This window comes from Phenylobacterium sp. (assembly GCF_036263695.1).
Taxonomy (GTDB): Bacteria; Pseudomonadota; Alphaproteobacteria; order Caulobacterales; family Caulobacteraceae; genus Phenylobacterium.
Window position 1 is genome coordinate 1 of sequence record NZ_DATAGM010000027.1, and the last position, 12,618, is coordinate 12,618.

Here is a 12,618-nt window from a genome sequence, read left to right on the forward strand (position 1 = left end):
ACTGGGTGGAAAGCTGCACGGCCCTGGTGGAGGACCACCAGGGCCGCTTCTCGATCGTCAGCTGGACGGAAGCGGCGGCGCGGCGCGTCCCGGTCCTGGTTCCCAAAGCCGCCTAAAACACCTCGTCATCCTGGCCGAAGCGCAGCGGAGAGCCGGGCCCCGAAGGGCCGCTCAAGCGTCGCCCTGGATCCCGGATCGGCCTGGCGGCCGTCCGGGATGACAGGGTGGGTGCTACTTCGCCGGCGCCGCCATCGACGTAAGGCCTTGCGCGGCGGCCTGCTGGGCCTTGCGCTCGGCGTCCGGCAGCGGGATCAGCCCCCGCTCCAGCAGGTAGCCGCCACGCCCGGCCGCCGCGTCGGAGACGAAGGCCGTGACGTAGGGCTGCAGGGCCGGCTTGGCGGCCATGTTGGCCTTCTTCACGTAGATGTAGAGCGAGCGGGACAACGGGTAGGAGCCGTCCGAGATCGCCGCCAGCGACGGCTGCACGCCGCCGATGGCCGCCGGCTTCACCTTGTCGAGGTTGTTCTGCAGGAAGGAGAAGCCGAACACGCCGACCGAGCCCGGGGTCTTCTCCAGGGTCTGGATGATGGCGTTGTCGTTCTCGCCGGAATCGATCCAGGCGCCGTCGCTGCGCACCGTGTGGGCCCGCTGCTTGAAGGCGTTCTCGTCCGAACCTTTCAGCGCCTTGAGCGCCGGGATCGCCTGCGCGCCGGCTTCCATGGCCAGCTCCGAGAAGGCGTCGCGGGTCCCCGAGGTCGGCGGCGGGCCGTAGACCTGGATTCGGTCGGCCGGCAGGCTGGGATCCACGTCACGCCAGGTCTTGGCGGCGTTGGGCGCGAAGCCCTGGCCGCTCGGGACCTCGGCGGCCAGCGCCTTGTAGAGGTGTTCCGTGCTGAGGTTGTAGTTGGCGCCGTTGCGGGCGTTGGCGACCACGATGCCGTCGTAGCCGATCTTCAGCTCGACGATCTCGGTGACCCCGGCCTGCTGGCAGGCGTCCCACTCGGACTTCTTCATCGGGCGGGAGGCGGTGGCCACGTCCGGATAGCTGGTCCCGACGCCGCCGCAGAACAGCTTGATGCCGCCGCCGGTGCCCAGGCTCTCGACCTTGGCGGCCGTGCCGCCGGTGGTGCGGGAGACCTGTTCGGAGACGCGGGTGGCGAACGGGAAGACGGTCGAGGAGCCGGCGACCCAGACCTGGTCGGTGCTTCCGCCGCCGCCGCCCGCGGCGCCTTCGCCGCCGGGCGCGCCGGCCGCCTGCTTGTTCGCATCGCCGCCTTGGCCGCAGCCGGCCAGCGCGAGCGCGGCGCTCGCCGCGGCGAGGGTGGAAATCAGTCGCATATCAAGGGCTCCCATTGAGGCGCTCGCCGCCTAACACCCCTATGCGACAGTTCAGCGACAAACTGGTGACAGCTTGACCCTACGCCGCCTTCGGCCGGCGCCGCACGCGCGCCAGCCGCCGCAGCCGGCGCCAGAAGCGGGTCTTCTCCGGCTCGGGGTAGGGCTGCAGGTTACGCAGGAAGTCCTCGGCGCAGTTCTTCCACGAGAAGGTCTCGGCGAAGGCGCGCACTCGGCCGCGGTCGAGCGTCAAGCACTCCAGGCAGGCCTCGCGAAGGCCCTCGGTGGCGCTCTTGGCGAGCACGCCGGCGCCGGAGCCTGGGATGATGTCGATGGGACCGGGGGCCGGGTAGGCCGCGACCGGCGTGCCGGTGGCCATGGCTTCCAGGATCACCAGCCCGAAGGTGTCGGTCAGGGAGGGGAAGACGAACACGTCGGCGCAGCCGTAGTGGGCGGCCAGCTCCGCGCCGCTCTTGAAGCCGGTGAACACCACCTTCGGGTGCTTGGCCGCCAGCTCCTCCTTCTGCGGCCCGTCGCCGACCACCACCTTGGTCCCGGGCAGATCGAGGCCCAGGAAGGCGTCGATGTTCTTCTCCACCGCGACCCGGCCCACGTAGAGGAAGATCGGCCTGGGCAGATGGGCGAAGATGTCGGGATCGTTCGCGCCGCGCGGATGGAAGAGCTCGGTATCCACTCCGCGCGACCAGGCCGAGATGTTGCGGAAGCCGTGGCGGGTCAGCTCGTCGCGCATGGTGGGGGTGGCGACCATCAGCCGGCCGGACGGCTTATGGAACCACTTCATGTAGGCGTAGCCGGCGGCCAGCGGCAGCGGCAGGCGGGCCGAGACGTATTCCGGGAAGCGGGTGTGGTAGCTGGTCGTGAACGGCAGCTTCCACTCCACGCAGATGCGCCGGGCCGCCAGGCCGATCGGCCCTTCGGTGGCGATGTGGATGGCCTCCGGCTCGAACGCCTTGAACCGCTCCTGCACCGGCTCGTAGACGCCGATCGCCACCTTGATCTCGGGATAGGTGGGCAGGGGGAAGGTCTTGAACTGGTCGGGGCTGACGACCTCCACCTGGTGGCCCATGCCGCGCAGCTCCTGCACCACCCGGGTCAGGGTGCGGACCACGCCGTTGACCTGCGGCTCCCAGGCGTCGGTGGCCAAGAGAATGCGCATCGGCTTGTGGGTGTCGGCGTGGGGAACGGCCGCCTCCTTGGGCGGCAGGGCGGCCGGCTTGTCGCGGGCCACCGCCTGGGTCTGGATCCAGGCCCAGAACGCGCCGAGCAACGCTTCCTTAGTGGGGAAGTGCCGATAGACGGTCCGCTCACCCACCTTCGCCTCGGCGGCGATCTCGGCGAAGGACAAGTCCTCGAGGGAGGTGGTCTCGAGCCGGCGGCCGACGGCGCGCAGGATCTCGTCACGGGTGGCCGCCTTCTGCCGGTCGCGCAGCGAGGGGCCCGAAGGGGCGTCAGTCATGACAGCGGCACTGTCATGAGTTCGCCCCAACTGTCAACCGGCGCGGTGATTCGCGTTCGCATAACGGCGACATGCCAATTTCGCCCGATCCTGCGGCGTGAGCGCCGCATCCGTGGGCTAATTTGCGGTCAAACCAACAAAAGCGAAGCTCGCCACTGGCGTACGGCCCAGCGTGGACATAGGTAAGCCGCCACCCAAGCGCCTCCCCGCCGCCATGGACATTAGAACCTATCCCGCCAAAGAGACCCCGAAGTCTCGCCGCACTCGCGCACGCATCCTGGATGCGGCCATGCGGCTGTTCGCCGAGGTGGGCTACCACGCCGCCACCAATGCGCTGATCGCGGAAGCCGCCAATCTGACGCGCGGGGCGATGCTCTACCACTTCCCGAGCCGCGAGGAGCTGGTGGAGGCCGCCATCGCCCACATCGAGGTCGAGCGGGCACGATTGTTCGAAGAGGCCGCCTCGCGGCCGGCGGCTCCGGGCATCGACGCAGCCGAGCAGGCCATCGACGCCTACTGGGCCCTGCTCCACACCGTACCGTTCGTCGCCTTCGCCGAGCTGGAGGCCGCGGCCCGCACCGATCCGATGCTGCGCGAGCGCCTGGCCGGCGCCCAGAGCGCCTTCGACCACAACCAGGTTGGCGATCGGTTCCTGGCGCTGGCCCAGGCCGGCGAGGACCCCAGGTTCCAGACCAGCCGCGACCTCGGCCGCTTCATGCTGGAGGGCCTGGCGCGAGGCTCCATGACCTTCGACGAAGAGGCCCGCCGGGCGCGCCTGCTGCAGGTCGTTAAGCGCGCGGTGCGGGTCCTCAACCGCAAGGGCGACATCCACGACCTCTGGCCAGAGTAGTCTCCCCTCCCCTTCATGGGGAGGGTCGACGATGCGAAGCATTGACGGGGTGGGGAAGCGTGGGACTTCGATCGCGCTGGCCGGAGCTCTTGGCGGACACGTTAATCTCCCTACCCGGTCCCTCGCTGTGCTCGGGTCCACCCTCCCCGTGAGGGGGAGGGAAGCTACGCCGCCTTCCTGGTCTTCTTCTTCGCCGCCTTGTCGCGCTTCCTCTCGGCCTTGCCCGGCCGCTCGCCCGACAGCATCTCGGTCAGCATCTCCAGGAACGCCGCCCGCCGGCCGCGGCCGCCGACGCGTCTCAGCAGGCGCTCGTCCGCAGCGCTCATCCGCGCGCGCGCCTCGGACAGCGCCTCGCGGCCGGCTTCCGACAGATGCACGGCGTTCGCCCGCCCGTCGACTTCCGAGCGCTCGCGGACCAGCAGGCCCTTGGTGATCATTCGGCTGGTAAGTTCGGCTAGGGTCGATCGGTCGATGCCGGTCAGCTGGACGAGCTCGGCCTGGGCCGCGCCCTCCTTCGCCTCGACGGCCGCCAGCAGGGCGAACTGGCGCTGGGTCAGGCCGTCGGCGCCGAAGGTGTCGGCGTGCAGGTCGTCGGCGAGCTGAACGGCCCGATGCAGCAGATGGCTGACGGAGGCTTCGAGCGCCGCGACGCCGGCCTTGGCTTCGGATTTGGCCTTCGCCATGCGGCGGCCTGCTCCTGATGATTCTGGCCAAGCTCTAGCCGCCAAACGCGTCAGTTTGACGACAACGCTCCGTGCACGGCGGATCGCTACTCGGTCGGCGGCGGCGCCGGCTCGTCCTCGTGATGCTTCATCATCAGCGGGATCTGGGTGAAGGAGAAGACCAGCGCCAGGATCTGCAGGCCGGGGAAGCGGAAGGCCACCCAGACCGCCTCCGGCTGGGTGCGCCAGACAATCTCGTTGAGGATCGCCACGCAGACGAAGAAGATCCCATAGCGCAGGGTGAGCGTGCGCCAGGCGTGGTCCGGCAGCCGGAAGGCCTCGCCCAGCAGCGCCTTCAGCGGGTTGCGCTTCAGGGCCATGCCGCCCAGCAGGAAGGCCGCGAAGCCCAGGTTGATCACCGTCGGCTTCACATAGATGAAGCGCGGATCCTTGAAGACCAGCGTCAGCCCGCCGAACAGCAGGGCCGCGCCGCCGGCCACCAGGGGCATCGGCGCGATCCGCTTCTCGACCACGAAACCGACCACCAGCGCGACCGCCGAGCCGGCCACCAGGGCGGCCGTCGCCTGGACCACGTCCCGGGTGATTAGGAAGCCGGCGAGGAAACAGAGCGGGCCGAAGTAGTCGACGAAGGCGCGCACGCGCCGCTGGGTCTTGCTGGCGCTCATGCGTCCTCCAGGCCGACGAGCGAGCGGGCGAAGGCCCGGGCCCGGAACGGCTGCAGATCATCGATCCCCTCGCCCACGCCGACCAGCTTGATTGGCGAGTCCGAGGCCTGGGCGACCGGCACCAGCACGCCGCCGCGGGCGGTGCCGTCCAGCTTGGTCATGACGATGCCGGTGACCCCGATCTGGTTGCCGAAGATGTTCTCCTGGGCCAGCGCATTGCGTCCGACGGTGGCGTCGAGCACCAGCAGCACCTCGTGCGGCGCCTCGGGTTCAACCTTCTTCACGACCCGGATGATCTTCAGGAGCTCGTCCATCAGCCCCTGCTTGTTCTGCAGCCGGCCGGCGGTGTCGATCAGCACCACGTCGTAGCCTTCCGCCTTGGCCTTCTCGAGCGCGTCGTAGGCCAGGCCCGCGGCGTCCGAGCCGGTGGGCCTGCTCATGAAGTCGGCCCTGGCCCGCTCGGCCCAGACCTTCAGCTGCTCGACCGCGGCGGCGCGGAAGGTGTCGCCGGCGACGATCAGCACCCTGGCCCCGCGGGAGGTCAGGTCGGCGGCGATCTTGCCCAGCGTCGTGGTCTTGCCCGAGCCGTTCACGCCGATGAACATGACGACGTACGGGCGCGGGCCGGAGAGCGGCTCGAAGTCGCCCTCCCGGGCGGACAGCTCGTCGCCGATGGCGGCGGCCAAGGCCTCGCGGATCTCCCGCTCGTCGGCGCTCTTGCCGAACCGCTCCTCGGCGAAGCGGTTGCGGATCCGGGCCGCCGAATAGGGCCCGAGGTCCGCTTCGATGAGCATCTCCTCGAGCTCGTCGAGCCTCTCCTCGTCCAGCGGCTGCTTGCTGAAGCTCCCGACGACCTGGTCGGTCATCGCCTTAGAGGAGCGGGACAGGCCGTCGGCCAGCCGCTGGAACCAGCCCTTCTTGGGTTCGGTCATGGAGGCGCCTTCTAGCGGTCCGGCGATGAGCCGTCACCCTCGCCCGCGCGGGCTGGCCCGCCTAAGCTCGGCGGCATGGACGACACGCTGCAACGCACCTTTGCGCTCCTGGACCTGGCGGCGGTGTTCGTATTCGCGGCCACCGGGGCGCTGGCGGCCGCCCGGCGCAAGCACGACATCGTCACCTTCGGCTTCTTCGCGGCGATAACGGGCGTCGGCGGCGGCACGCTCCGCGACCTGTTGATCGACGCGCCGGTGTTCTGGATCGATCGGCCCTCCTACCTGGTGGTCTGCTTGGGGGCCGGCACGGCGGTCTGGGTGTTCGGCGACCGCAGGTTCCGCGCCCGCCTTCTGCTGTGGCTCGACGCGCTCGGCATGGCCGCCTACGCCGTCGTGGGCGCGGCCAAGGCCTCGGCCTTCGGCGTCCCGCCGCTGCCGGCCATCGTCATGGGGGTGCTGACCGCCACCTGCGGCGGGATCATCCGAGACGTGGTGGCCGAGGAGCCGTCGGTGCTGCTGCGCCGGGAGATCTACATCACCGCCGCCCTGCTGGGCGCTGCGGTGTTCGTCGGCCTGCAGCTCGTCGGCGTCGCCGCCCTGCCCGCCGGCCTCGCCGGCTTCGCCGCCGCGCTCGCGCTGCGGGCCTGCGCGATCATCTTCAACTGGTCGCTGCCCGGGTTCCCCGGCAAGGACGAGGAGTCCCGCCTGGACGGGAGAGACCGGGACTAGGAACGATCCCGCGGCGGCCACTCGGCCGTGTCGTGGTCCGGGTGCTGGTAAGAGACGATGGCCCCGAAGAACTCGGACAGGCCCTTGGATCCGCCGATCGGCCTGTGCGGGATAGCCGGGACCTCGTGCACCCACGGCACGGCGCGATCGGTCGCCAACTGCTTCACCGGCCGGATGGGGGTGGGATCGTCGAACGCTCCGATGGTGAGGTCGATGATCTCCTGGTCCTCTTCATAGGTCAGGGGCGTGCCGCAATCGCGGCAGAAGCCCCGGCGCACCTTGTTGGAGCTTTGGAACCTCGCCGGTTCGCCCCGCGTCCAGGTCAGCTCGGCCAGCTTCACCCGGACGAACGGCCCGTAGAGGGCTCCGAAGGCCTTCTGGCACATGCGGCAATGGCAGATGGTCGCTTCGCCCAGCTCCCCGTCGACACGGAAACGGATGGCGCCGCACTGGCAGCCGCCGGTGATGGGCTGCGTCATCGAATGATCTCCGCATAGGCCCGGGCGCCGTCGCGGCCGATTACGCGCATGGCGGCGATCTCGCCGGCCGGCGCCTCGCCGTCGAAGGCGACCTCTGTGAAATCCGCCGCACGGGCCAGGCCCGCCCGCTCAACCAGCGCCGCGACCTCGCGCCCGACCTGGCGCTCCAGATGCCGGCTCAGCGCCGCCTCGCCCGCCGCGCGCAGCCGCGCCGCGCGGGCCTTCACCACCGGCCTCGGCAGCTGCGGCATCCGCGCGGCCGGCGTTCCGGGCCTGGGGCTGAACGGGAAGACGTGCAGAAAGGAAAGGCCCGCCTCCTCCACCAGGGCCAGCGTGTTCTCGAACATCGCCTCGGTCTCGGTCGGGAAGCCGGCGATCAGGTCGGCGCCGAAGGCCACGTCTGGCCGCACCGCCCGCACTTCGCGCACCAGCCGGAGCGCATCGGCCCGCAGGTGCCGCCGCTTCATACGCTTGAGGATCATGTCATCGCCGGCCTGCAGCGACAGGTGCAGGTAGGGCGCCAGCCGCTCTTCTTCGGCCAGGCAGCGCATCAGGTCCGGATCGATCTCGGCCGCGTCGATCGAGGAGAGCCTGAGCCGCTGCAGCTCCGGGACCAGCCGCAGGATCCGCCCGACCAGCTGGCCAAGGCTCGGCGCCCCCGGCAGGTCGGCGCCCCAGCTCGTCAGGTCGACGCCAGTCAGCACCACCTCTCGATAGCCGTCGGCGGCCAGCCTTCGCACCTGCCCGACGATCTCGCCGGCCGGCGCGGAGCGGGAGTTGCCCCGCCCGTAGGGGATGACGCAGAAGGTGCAGCGGTGGTCGCAGCCGTTCTGCACCTCGACGTAGGCCCGCGCCCGGTCCTTCAGGCCGTCAATGAGATGGCCGGCGGTCTCCCGCACGCTCATGATGTCGCCGACCCGAACGCGGCCGGGCTCGGCCTGCGGGGCGTAGGCGCCCGGCGCGGCCTTCTCGGCGTTGCCGAGCACCAGGTCGACCTCGCCCATGGCGGCGAAGGCGGCGGGATCGATCTGCGCCGCGCAGCCGGTGACGATCAGCTTGGCCCCCGGACGCTCGCGCCGGGCCTTGCGGATCGCCTGCCGCGCCTGGCGCACCGCCTCGCCGGTCACCGCGCAGGTGTTGAACACCACCGCGTCGGTCAGCCCGTCCTCCGCCGCACGCGCCCTGATCTGCTCGCTCTCGTAGGCGTTCAGGCGGCAGCCGAAGGTGACGATGTCCACCGTGCTCACGGCAGCGTCCCCTCGTACTCCAGCACCGCCGGGCCGGTCATCAGCACGTGGTCGTCCTCGACGCGCCATTCGATGACCAGTTCGCCGCCGTCGAGTTCCAGGGTCGCCCTGCGGTCCACGAGCCCGCGCCGGTGCGCCGCCACCAGCGCCGCGCAGGCGCCGGTGCCGCAAGCCAGCGTCAGGCCGGCGCCCCGCTCCCAGACCCGCAGGCGGATGCGGTCGCGGGCCTTGATCTGAGCGAACCCGACGTTGACGCCTTCCGGGAACAGCATGTGCCGCTCGATGAGGGGCCCGACCTCGCGCACCGGCGCGGCCTGCGCGCCGGAGACGAAGAAGACCACGTGCGGGTTGCCCATGGAGACACAGCCGGGCGTGTGGAGCACGGGGTTGTCGATCGGGCCCACCTGCAGCTCGATGCCCCGGGTGTCCATGTCCTCGGCCAGCGGGATCTCGTCCCAGCGCAGGCGCGGGCGGCCCATGTCCACGGTGACGTTGCGGCCCGCGCGCGTCGCCGACAGCAGGCCGGCGTCGGTCTCCAGCACGGCGGCGTCCCTGCCCGTGCGGTCCATCACCCACTGGGCGACGCACCGCGAGGCGTTGCCGCAGGCGCCCACCGCCTCGCCGTCGGCGTTCCAGAACCGGACCCGCACGTCCGCCGCGGTGGACGGCTCGATCGCCACCAGCTGGTCGCAGCCGATCCCCCGCCCGCGGTCGGCGAGCGCCCGCACCTCGTCCGCCGAGGGGGCGAACGGCGCGGCGAGGGCGTCGACCACGACGAAGTCGTTGCCGAGCCCGTTCATCTTGAGGAACGGACGGCTCATGCGACTGCGCATATAGGGAAAAAGCTGCGGCGGCGCACGCGGCGGCTTTTCTCCACCCCTCATCCTGGACGGCCGGCAGGCCGATCCGGGATGGGGGTTGTGTGCATCGCGGGCTGGCTCGACGCGGCGTCGCTCGGCTATCAAGGCCTGATGAAGTCAGTGATTTCGGGCCTCGCCGCCCTCGTGCTTGCCGCCGGCCCCGCTGCAGCTCAGGAAGATCCGTTCGCGTGGCTGGAGGAGATCGACAGCCCGAGGGCCATGGCCTGGGTCGAGGCGCAGAACGCCAAGGCGCGCGCCCGGCTAGAGGGGGACCCGCGCTACCAGACCTACCTGGCCGAAGCTCGGGCGATCTTCACCGCCAAGGACCGCATCCCGATCCCGCGCCTGCGGGCCGGCGGCGTCGACAACCTGTGGCAGGACGAGGCGCATCCGCATGGGCTGTGGCGGCATGCGAGCCTGGCCTCCTATTCCAGCGCACAGCCGCGGTGGCGCACGCTGATCGACGTTGACGCGCTCGCCAAGGCCGAGGGGCGCAACTGGTTCTTTCACGGCGCTCCCTGCCTGAAGCCCGCCGAGACGCGCTGCCTCGTGCGGCTGTCGGACGGCGGCGGCGATGCGGTGGAGATCCGCGAGTTCGACGCGACCTCGGGCCGGTTCGTGGACGCCGGTTTCCGCTTCGCCGAGGGCAAGCAGGACGCCGAGTGGCTGGACGCCGACACCCTTATCGTCGGACGCGAGTGGACGAAGGGCGAGGTCACCGCCTCCGGCTATCCGTTTGTGCTGAAGACCGTCCGCCGCGACGGGACGGCCACCGAGGTGTTCCGCGGCGCCAGGACCGACGTCTCGGCAAGCGCCATCGTGCTGCGCGGCGAGGGGGCGGTGGACGGCCTGATCGCCAGCCGCGGCCTGACCTTCTTCGAGAGCGAATTCAGCCTGCTGACCGAAGCCGGCCCCCAGAAGCTGCCGCTGCCGCGCAAGGCGAGCTACCAGGCCTATGTGGACGGGCGGGCGATCTTCACGCTGCAGGAGCCGTTCGCAGGCTTCTCGGCCGGCGCCCTGGTCGGCCTGCCGATCGCCGAATTCAAGCGCGATCCCACGTCCGCGAAGCTGGAGCTGATCTTCCAGCCCACCGAGCGGCAGGCGATCACCGAGACGGCGGAGACCGGGGGCTCGCTGGTCGTCGCCCTGCTGGACGAGGTGAAAGGCGCCGTGGACATCTGGCGCCGCGACGGCGGTCGCTGGGCCGTCAAGCGCCTGCCGCTGCCGAAGGAGGCGTCTGTCGCACTGGTCAGCGCGTCGGCCAAGGACGAGACGCTGTTCGTGATGACCGAGGGCTTCCTGTCGCCCGACGCCCTGTGGCTGGCCGACGCCGGCGATGCCCGCGCGGAGAGCGTGAAGACCCTGCCCGCCCGGTTCGATGCTGCGCAACATAAGGTGCAGCAATTCTGGGCGACGAGCGCCGACGGGACGAAGATCCCCTACTTCGTAATGTCGAATAAGGACGCGAAGCTCGACGGCTCCACGCCGACCCTGATGTACGGCTACGGCGGGTTCGAAGTCGCCGAGACGCCCGCCTACCGGCCCGAGCTCGGCAAGATCTGGCTGGAGCGCGGCGGGGCTTATGTGCTGGCCAACATCCGCGGCGGCGGGGAGTTCGGCCCGGCCTGGCACCAGGCCGCCCTGCGCGAGAACCGGCAGCGGGCGTTCGACGACTTCGCGGCGGTGGCCAAGGACCTGTTCGCGAAGAAGGTCACCTCGCCCCGGCGGCTCGGCATCTACGGCCGCTCCAACGGCGGGGTGCTGACCAGCGTGGCGATGACCCAGAACCCGCAGCTGTGGGGTGCGGTGGTGATCGAGAGCCCGCTGATCGACATGCTGCGCTACCACCGGCTGTCGGCGGGCGCCTCGTGGGTCGGCGAATACGGCGATCCGGAGGTCCCGGGGGACCGCGCCTTCATCGCCCGCTACTCGGCCTACCAGCTGCTGAAGCCGGAGGTGACGTACCCCGAGCCCTACATCACCACCAACACTCGGGACGACCGGGTCCACCCCGGCCATGCGCGCAAGTTCGCCGCCCGGCTGGAGGCGCTCGGCGCACCGTACGTCTATTTCGAGAACACCTTCGGCGGCCACGCCAACGCGACCGATCCCGAACTCAACTCACAGCGCTGGGCCCGGCACTACGTCTACCTGACGCAGAAGCTGATGGATTGACCCGTCATCCCGGGCGGCCGCCAGGCCGACCCGGCACCCAGACTCACGCGCGCCGTTACCGGGTCCCGGCTCTCCGCTTCGCTGCGGCCGGGATGACTGGATCATTCCGCCGGCGTGAACGCCTGTTTGCACAGCTCCTCGCCGAAGGCGTCGGAGAGCTGTTCCTCGGCCTCGCCCATGACGACCACCGCGAAGCGGCCGCCGACGATGGTCTTGCCGACCTTGTAGTCGGCGACGACCTGGCCGGTCGCCACATCCACCAGCCGGGCCGAGCCGCGCAGCACGTTGGAGCCGGCGACCACGGCGGTGACCACCGGATTGGCCTTGTCGAGCCGCTCGAGCTCGGCCTCCAGGCGCAGCGGCCGGTCGCCCGTCGCGCAGGCGTCCAGCTTGGCCTGAACACGGCTCTTGAAGAGATCATCGAAGCCGGGCGTGACCTTCAGCTCGTCCGAGCGGCTCAGGCGGATCTCCGAGACCCGGCTGCCCTGGGCGAGGTCTGCGGAGAGCGGGGCCACGGCCTCCGAGCGGGACATGCTCACGCAGCCTGACAAGGTGACGGCGGCGACGACGAGCGCAAGGTGAAGCTTCATAACGCCGTCATACAGCGCCCCGGCAGCTGCGCGCCAGCCTCAGATCCGCTCGACCTTGGCGGCGGCTTCGTCGAGCGCGGCGGCGATGGCCTCGATCTGACCCTCGGCGATGGGGCCGTTCGAAAGCCGCAGGCGCAGGGCGGTTTTCAGATTCTCCATCGCCCGCAGGACCTTGGGCGACGCGAGCGCCGAGGCGGCGGCGGCTTCGCTCAGCCGGGCGAAGATGGCGTCGACGGTGGCGCGCTGCTGCTCCAGCGAGGCGCGGCCGGCGTCGGTGACCTCGAACAGCTTGCGGCCGGACTCCCCGCCCGCCGGCCGGATCAGGGCCTCGTCCTCGAGCATCGAGAGGGTTGGGTAGACCACGCCCGGGCTCGGCCGGTAGGCGCCGCCGGTGCGCTCCTCCAGCTCGCGCATAAGCTCGTAGCCGTGGCTGGGCTTCTCGGCGAGCAAGGCCAGCAGCACGTGGCGCAGGTCGCCGTGCTCGAACATCCGGCCGAGCCGGCCGCCGCGGCGGCCCCGGTGATGGCCGCCGGGACCGGCGTGACCGAAGGGAAACCGTGACCAGCGAGCCCGGTGGTGATGGTGCATGTGGAAAC

The 12,618-nt window shown here is 70.6% G+C and carries 13 protein-coding genes and 1 pseudogene; 3 read left to right on the top strand and 11 right to left on the bottom strand.

Annotated features, from left to right (window positions below):
* Nucleotides 1-231 precede the first annotated feature (231 nt).
* From VHK87_RS00980 to VHK87_RS00990, 3 genes and pseudogenes are all read right to left on the bottom strand, one after another.
* Nucleotides 232-1,338, bottom strand: coding sequence for a substrate-binding domain-containing protein (locus VHK87_RS00980; RefSeq protein ID WP_329633029.1), 1,107 nt, complete (start codon nucleotides 1,336-1,338; stop codon nucleotides 232-234).
* Between the two features lie 79 nt (nucleotides 1,339-1,417).
* On the bottom strand, nucleotides 1,418-2,512 hold the full coding sequence (locus VHK87_RS00985; RefSeq protein ID WP_329633041.1) for a glycosyltransferase family 1 protein: 1,095 nt from the start codon (nucleotides 2,510-2,512) through the stop codon (nucleotides 1,418-1,420).
* Between the two features lie 111 nt (nucleotides 2,513-2,623).
* Nucleotides 2,624-2,812: pseudogene (locus VHK87_RS00990) on the bottom strand (TetR/AcrR family transcriptional regulator); the annotation flags it as partial.
* 214 nt (nucleotides 2,813-3,026) lie between these two features.
* Here VHK87_RS00990 and VHK87_RS00995 point away from each other — a divergent pair.
* Complete coding sequence (locus VHK87_RS00995; protein ID WP_329633030.1) at nucleotides 3,027-3,662, top strand: helix-turn-helix domain-containing protein; 636 nt, start codon at nucleotides 3,027-3,029, stop codon at nucleotides 3,660-3,662.
* A gap of 164 nt (nucleotides 3,663-3,826) precedes the next feature.
* Here VHK87_RS00995 and VHK87_RS01000 read toward each other — a convergent pair whose 3' ends face one another.
* From VHK87_RS01000 to ftsY, 3 genes are all read right to left on the bottom strand, one after another.
* Nucleotides 3,827-4,345 carry a MarR family winged helix-turn-helix transcriptional regulator gene (locus tag VHK87_RS01000; RefSeq protein WP_329633031.1) on the bottom strand — a complete coding sequence of 173 codons (519 nt, stop codon included), beginning with the start codon at nucleotides 4,343-4,345 and terminating at the stop codon, nucleotides 3,827-3,829.
* A gap of 86 nt (nucleotides 4,346-4,431) precedes the next feature.
* Nucleotides 4,432-5,010 (bottom strand): inner membrane-spanning protein YciB, encoded by a 579-nt coding sequence (locus tag VHK87_RS01005; protein WP_329633032.1) that lies wholly within the window; start codon nucleotides 5,008-5,010, stop codon nucleotides 4,432-4,434.
* The gene (gene ftsY / locus VHK87_RS01010; protein ID WP_329633033.1) at nucleotides 5,007-5,942 is read right to left on the bottom strand and encodes a signal recognition particle-docking protein FtsY; all 936 of its coding nucleotides are present in this window, start codon (nucleotides 5,940-5,942) and stop codon (nucleotides 5,007-5,009) included. The genes VHK87_RS01005 and ftsY overlap by 4 nt, the downstream gene beginning before the upstream one ends.
* Nucleotides 5,943-6,017: 75 nt before the next feature.
* On the opposite strand from ftsY, the gene VHK87_RS01015 reads away from it, so the two are divergent.
* Entirely contained in the window at nucleotides 6,018-6,671 is a 654-nt protein-coding gene (locus tag VHK87_RS01015) for a trimeric intracellular cation channel family protein (RefSeq protein ID WP_329633034.1), read from the top strand.
* Here VHK87_RS01015 and VHK87_RS01020 read toward each other — a convergent pair.
* From VHK87_RS01020 to dapF, 3 genes are read right to left on the bottom strand one after another with little or no spacing between them, the layout of a single operon-like run.
* A complete protein-coding gene (locus VHK87_RS01020; protein WP_329633035.1) occupies nucleotides 6,668-7,150 on the bottom strand; it encodes a GFA family protein in 483 nt (160 codons plus the stop codon). The genes VHK87_RS01015 and VHK87_RS01020 overlap by 4 nt on opposite strands.
* Nucleotides 7,147-8,397 (bottom strand): tRNA (N(6)-L-threonylcarbamoyladenosine(37)-C(2))-methylthiotransferase MtaB, encoded by a 1,251-nt coding sequence (gene mtaB, locus VHK87_RS01025; protein WP_329633036.1) that lies wholly within the window; start codon nucleotides 8,395-8,397, stop codon nucleotides 7,147-7,149. The genes VHK87_RS01020 and mtaB overlap by 4 nt, the downstream gene beginning before the upstream one ends.
* Nucleotides 8,394-9,218 (bottom strand): diaminopimelate epimerase, encoded by an 825-nt coding sequence (dapF, locus tag VHK87_RS01030; protein ID WP_329633037.1) that lies wholly within the window; start codon nucleotides 9,216-9,218, stop codon nucleotides 8,394-8,396. Before dapF ends, mtaB begins: the two co-directional genes overlap by 4 nt.
* Before the next feature lie 150 nt (nucleotides 9,219-9,368).
* Here dapF and VHK87_RS01035 point away from each other — a divergent pair, with 150 nt between their 5' ends.
* Entirely contained in the window at nucleotides 9,369-11,432 is a 2,064-nt protein-coding gene (locus tag VHK87_RS01035) for a prolyl oligopeptidase family serine peptidase (protein ID WP_329633038.1), read from the top strand.
* Between the two features lie 101 nt (nucleotides 11,433-11,533).
* Here VHK87_RS01035 and VHK87_RS01040 read toward each other — a convergent pair whose 3' ends face one another.
* Nucleotides 11,534-12,022 carry a hypothetical protein gene (locus tag VHK87_RS01040; protein ID WP_329633039.1) on the bottom strand — a complete coding sequence of 163 codons (489 nt, stop codon included), beginning with the start codon at nucleotides 12,020-12,022 and terminating at the stop codon, nucleotides 11,534-11,536.
* Between the two features lie 39 nt (nucleotides 12,023-12,061).
* Nucleotides 12,062-12,618 (bottom strand): PadR family transcriptional regulator (locus VHK87_RS01045; RefSeq protein WP_329633040.1); only part of this gene is annotated, 557 nt, incomplete at its 5' end.

Bases quoted from the DNA above. Each gene is read 5' to 3' on its own strand.
- VHK87_RS00980 (WP_329633029.1), bottom strand. From the start codon at position 1,338: ATGCGACTGATTTCCACCCTCGCCGCGGCGAGCGCCGCGCTCGCGCTG.
- VHK87_RS00985 (WP_329633041.1), bottom strand. From the start codon at position 2,512: ATGCGCATTCTCTTGGCCACCGACGCCTGGGAGCCGCAGGTCAACGGC.
- VHK87_RS00995 (WP_329633030.1), top strand. From the start codon at position 3,027: ATGGACATTAGAACCTATCCCGCCAAAGAGACCCCGAAGTCTCGCCGC.
- VHK87_RS01000 (WP_329633031.1), bottom strand. From the start codon at position 4,345: ATGGCGAAGGCCAAATCCGAAGCCAAGGCCGGCGTCGCGGCGCTCGAA.
- VHK87_RS01005 (WP_329633032.1), bottom strand. From the start codon at position 5,010: ATGAGCGCCAGCAAGACCCAGCGGCGCGTGCGCGCCTTCGTCGACTAC.
- ftsY (WP_329633033.1), bottom strand. From the start codon at position 5,942: ATGACCGAACCCAAGAAGGGCTGGTTCCAGCGGCTGGCCGACGGCCTG.
- VHK87_RS01015 (WP_329633034.1), top strand. From the start codon at position 6,018: ATGGACGACACGCTGCAACGCACCTTTGCGCTCCTGGACCTGGCGGCG.
- VHK87_RS01020 (WP_329633035.1), bottom strand. From the start codon at position 7,150: ATGACGCAGCCCATCACCGGCGGCTGCCAGTGCGGCGCCATCCGTTTC.
- dapF (WP_329633037.1), bottom strand. From the start codon at position 9,218: ATGAGCCGTCCGTTCCTCAAGATGAACGGGCTCGGCAACGACTTCGTC.
- VHK87_RS01035 (WP_329633038.1), top strand. From the start codon at position 9,369: ATGAAGTCAGTGATTTCGGGCCTCGCCGCCCTCGTGCTTGCCGCCGGC.
- VHK87_RS01040 (WP_329633039.1), bottom strand. From the start codon at position 12,022: ATGAAGCTTCACCTTGCGCTCGTCGTCGCCGCCGTCACCTTGTCAGGC.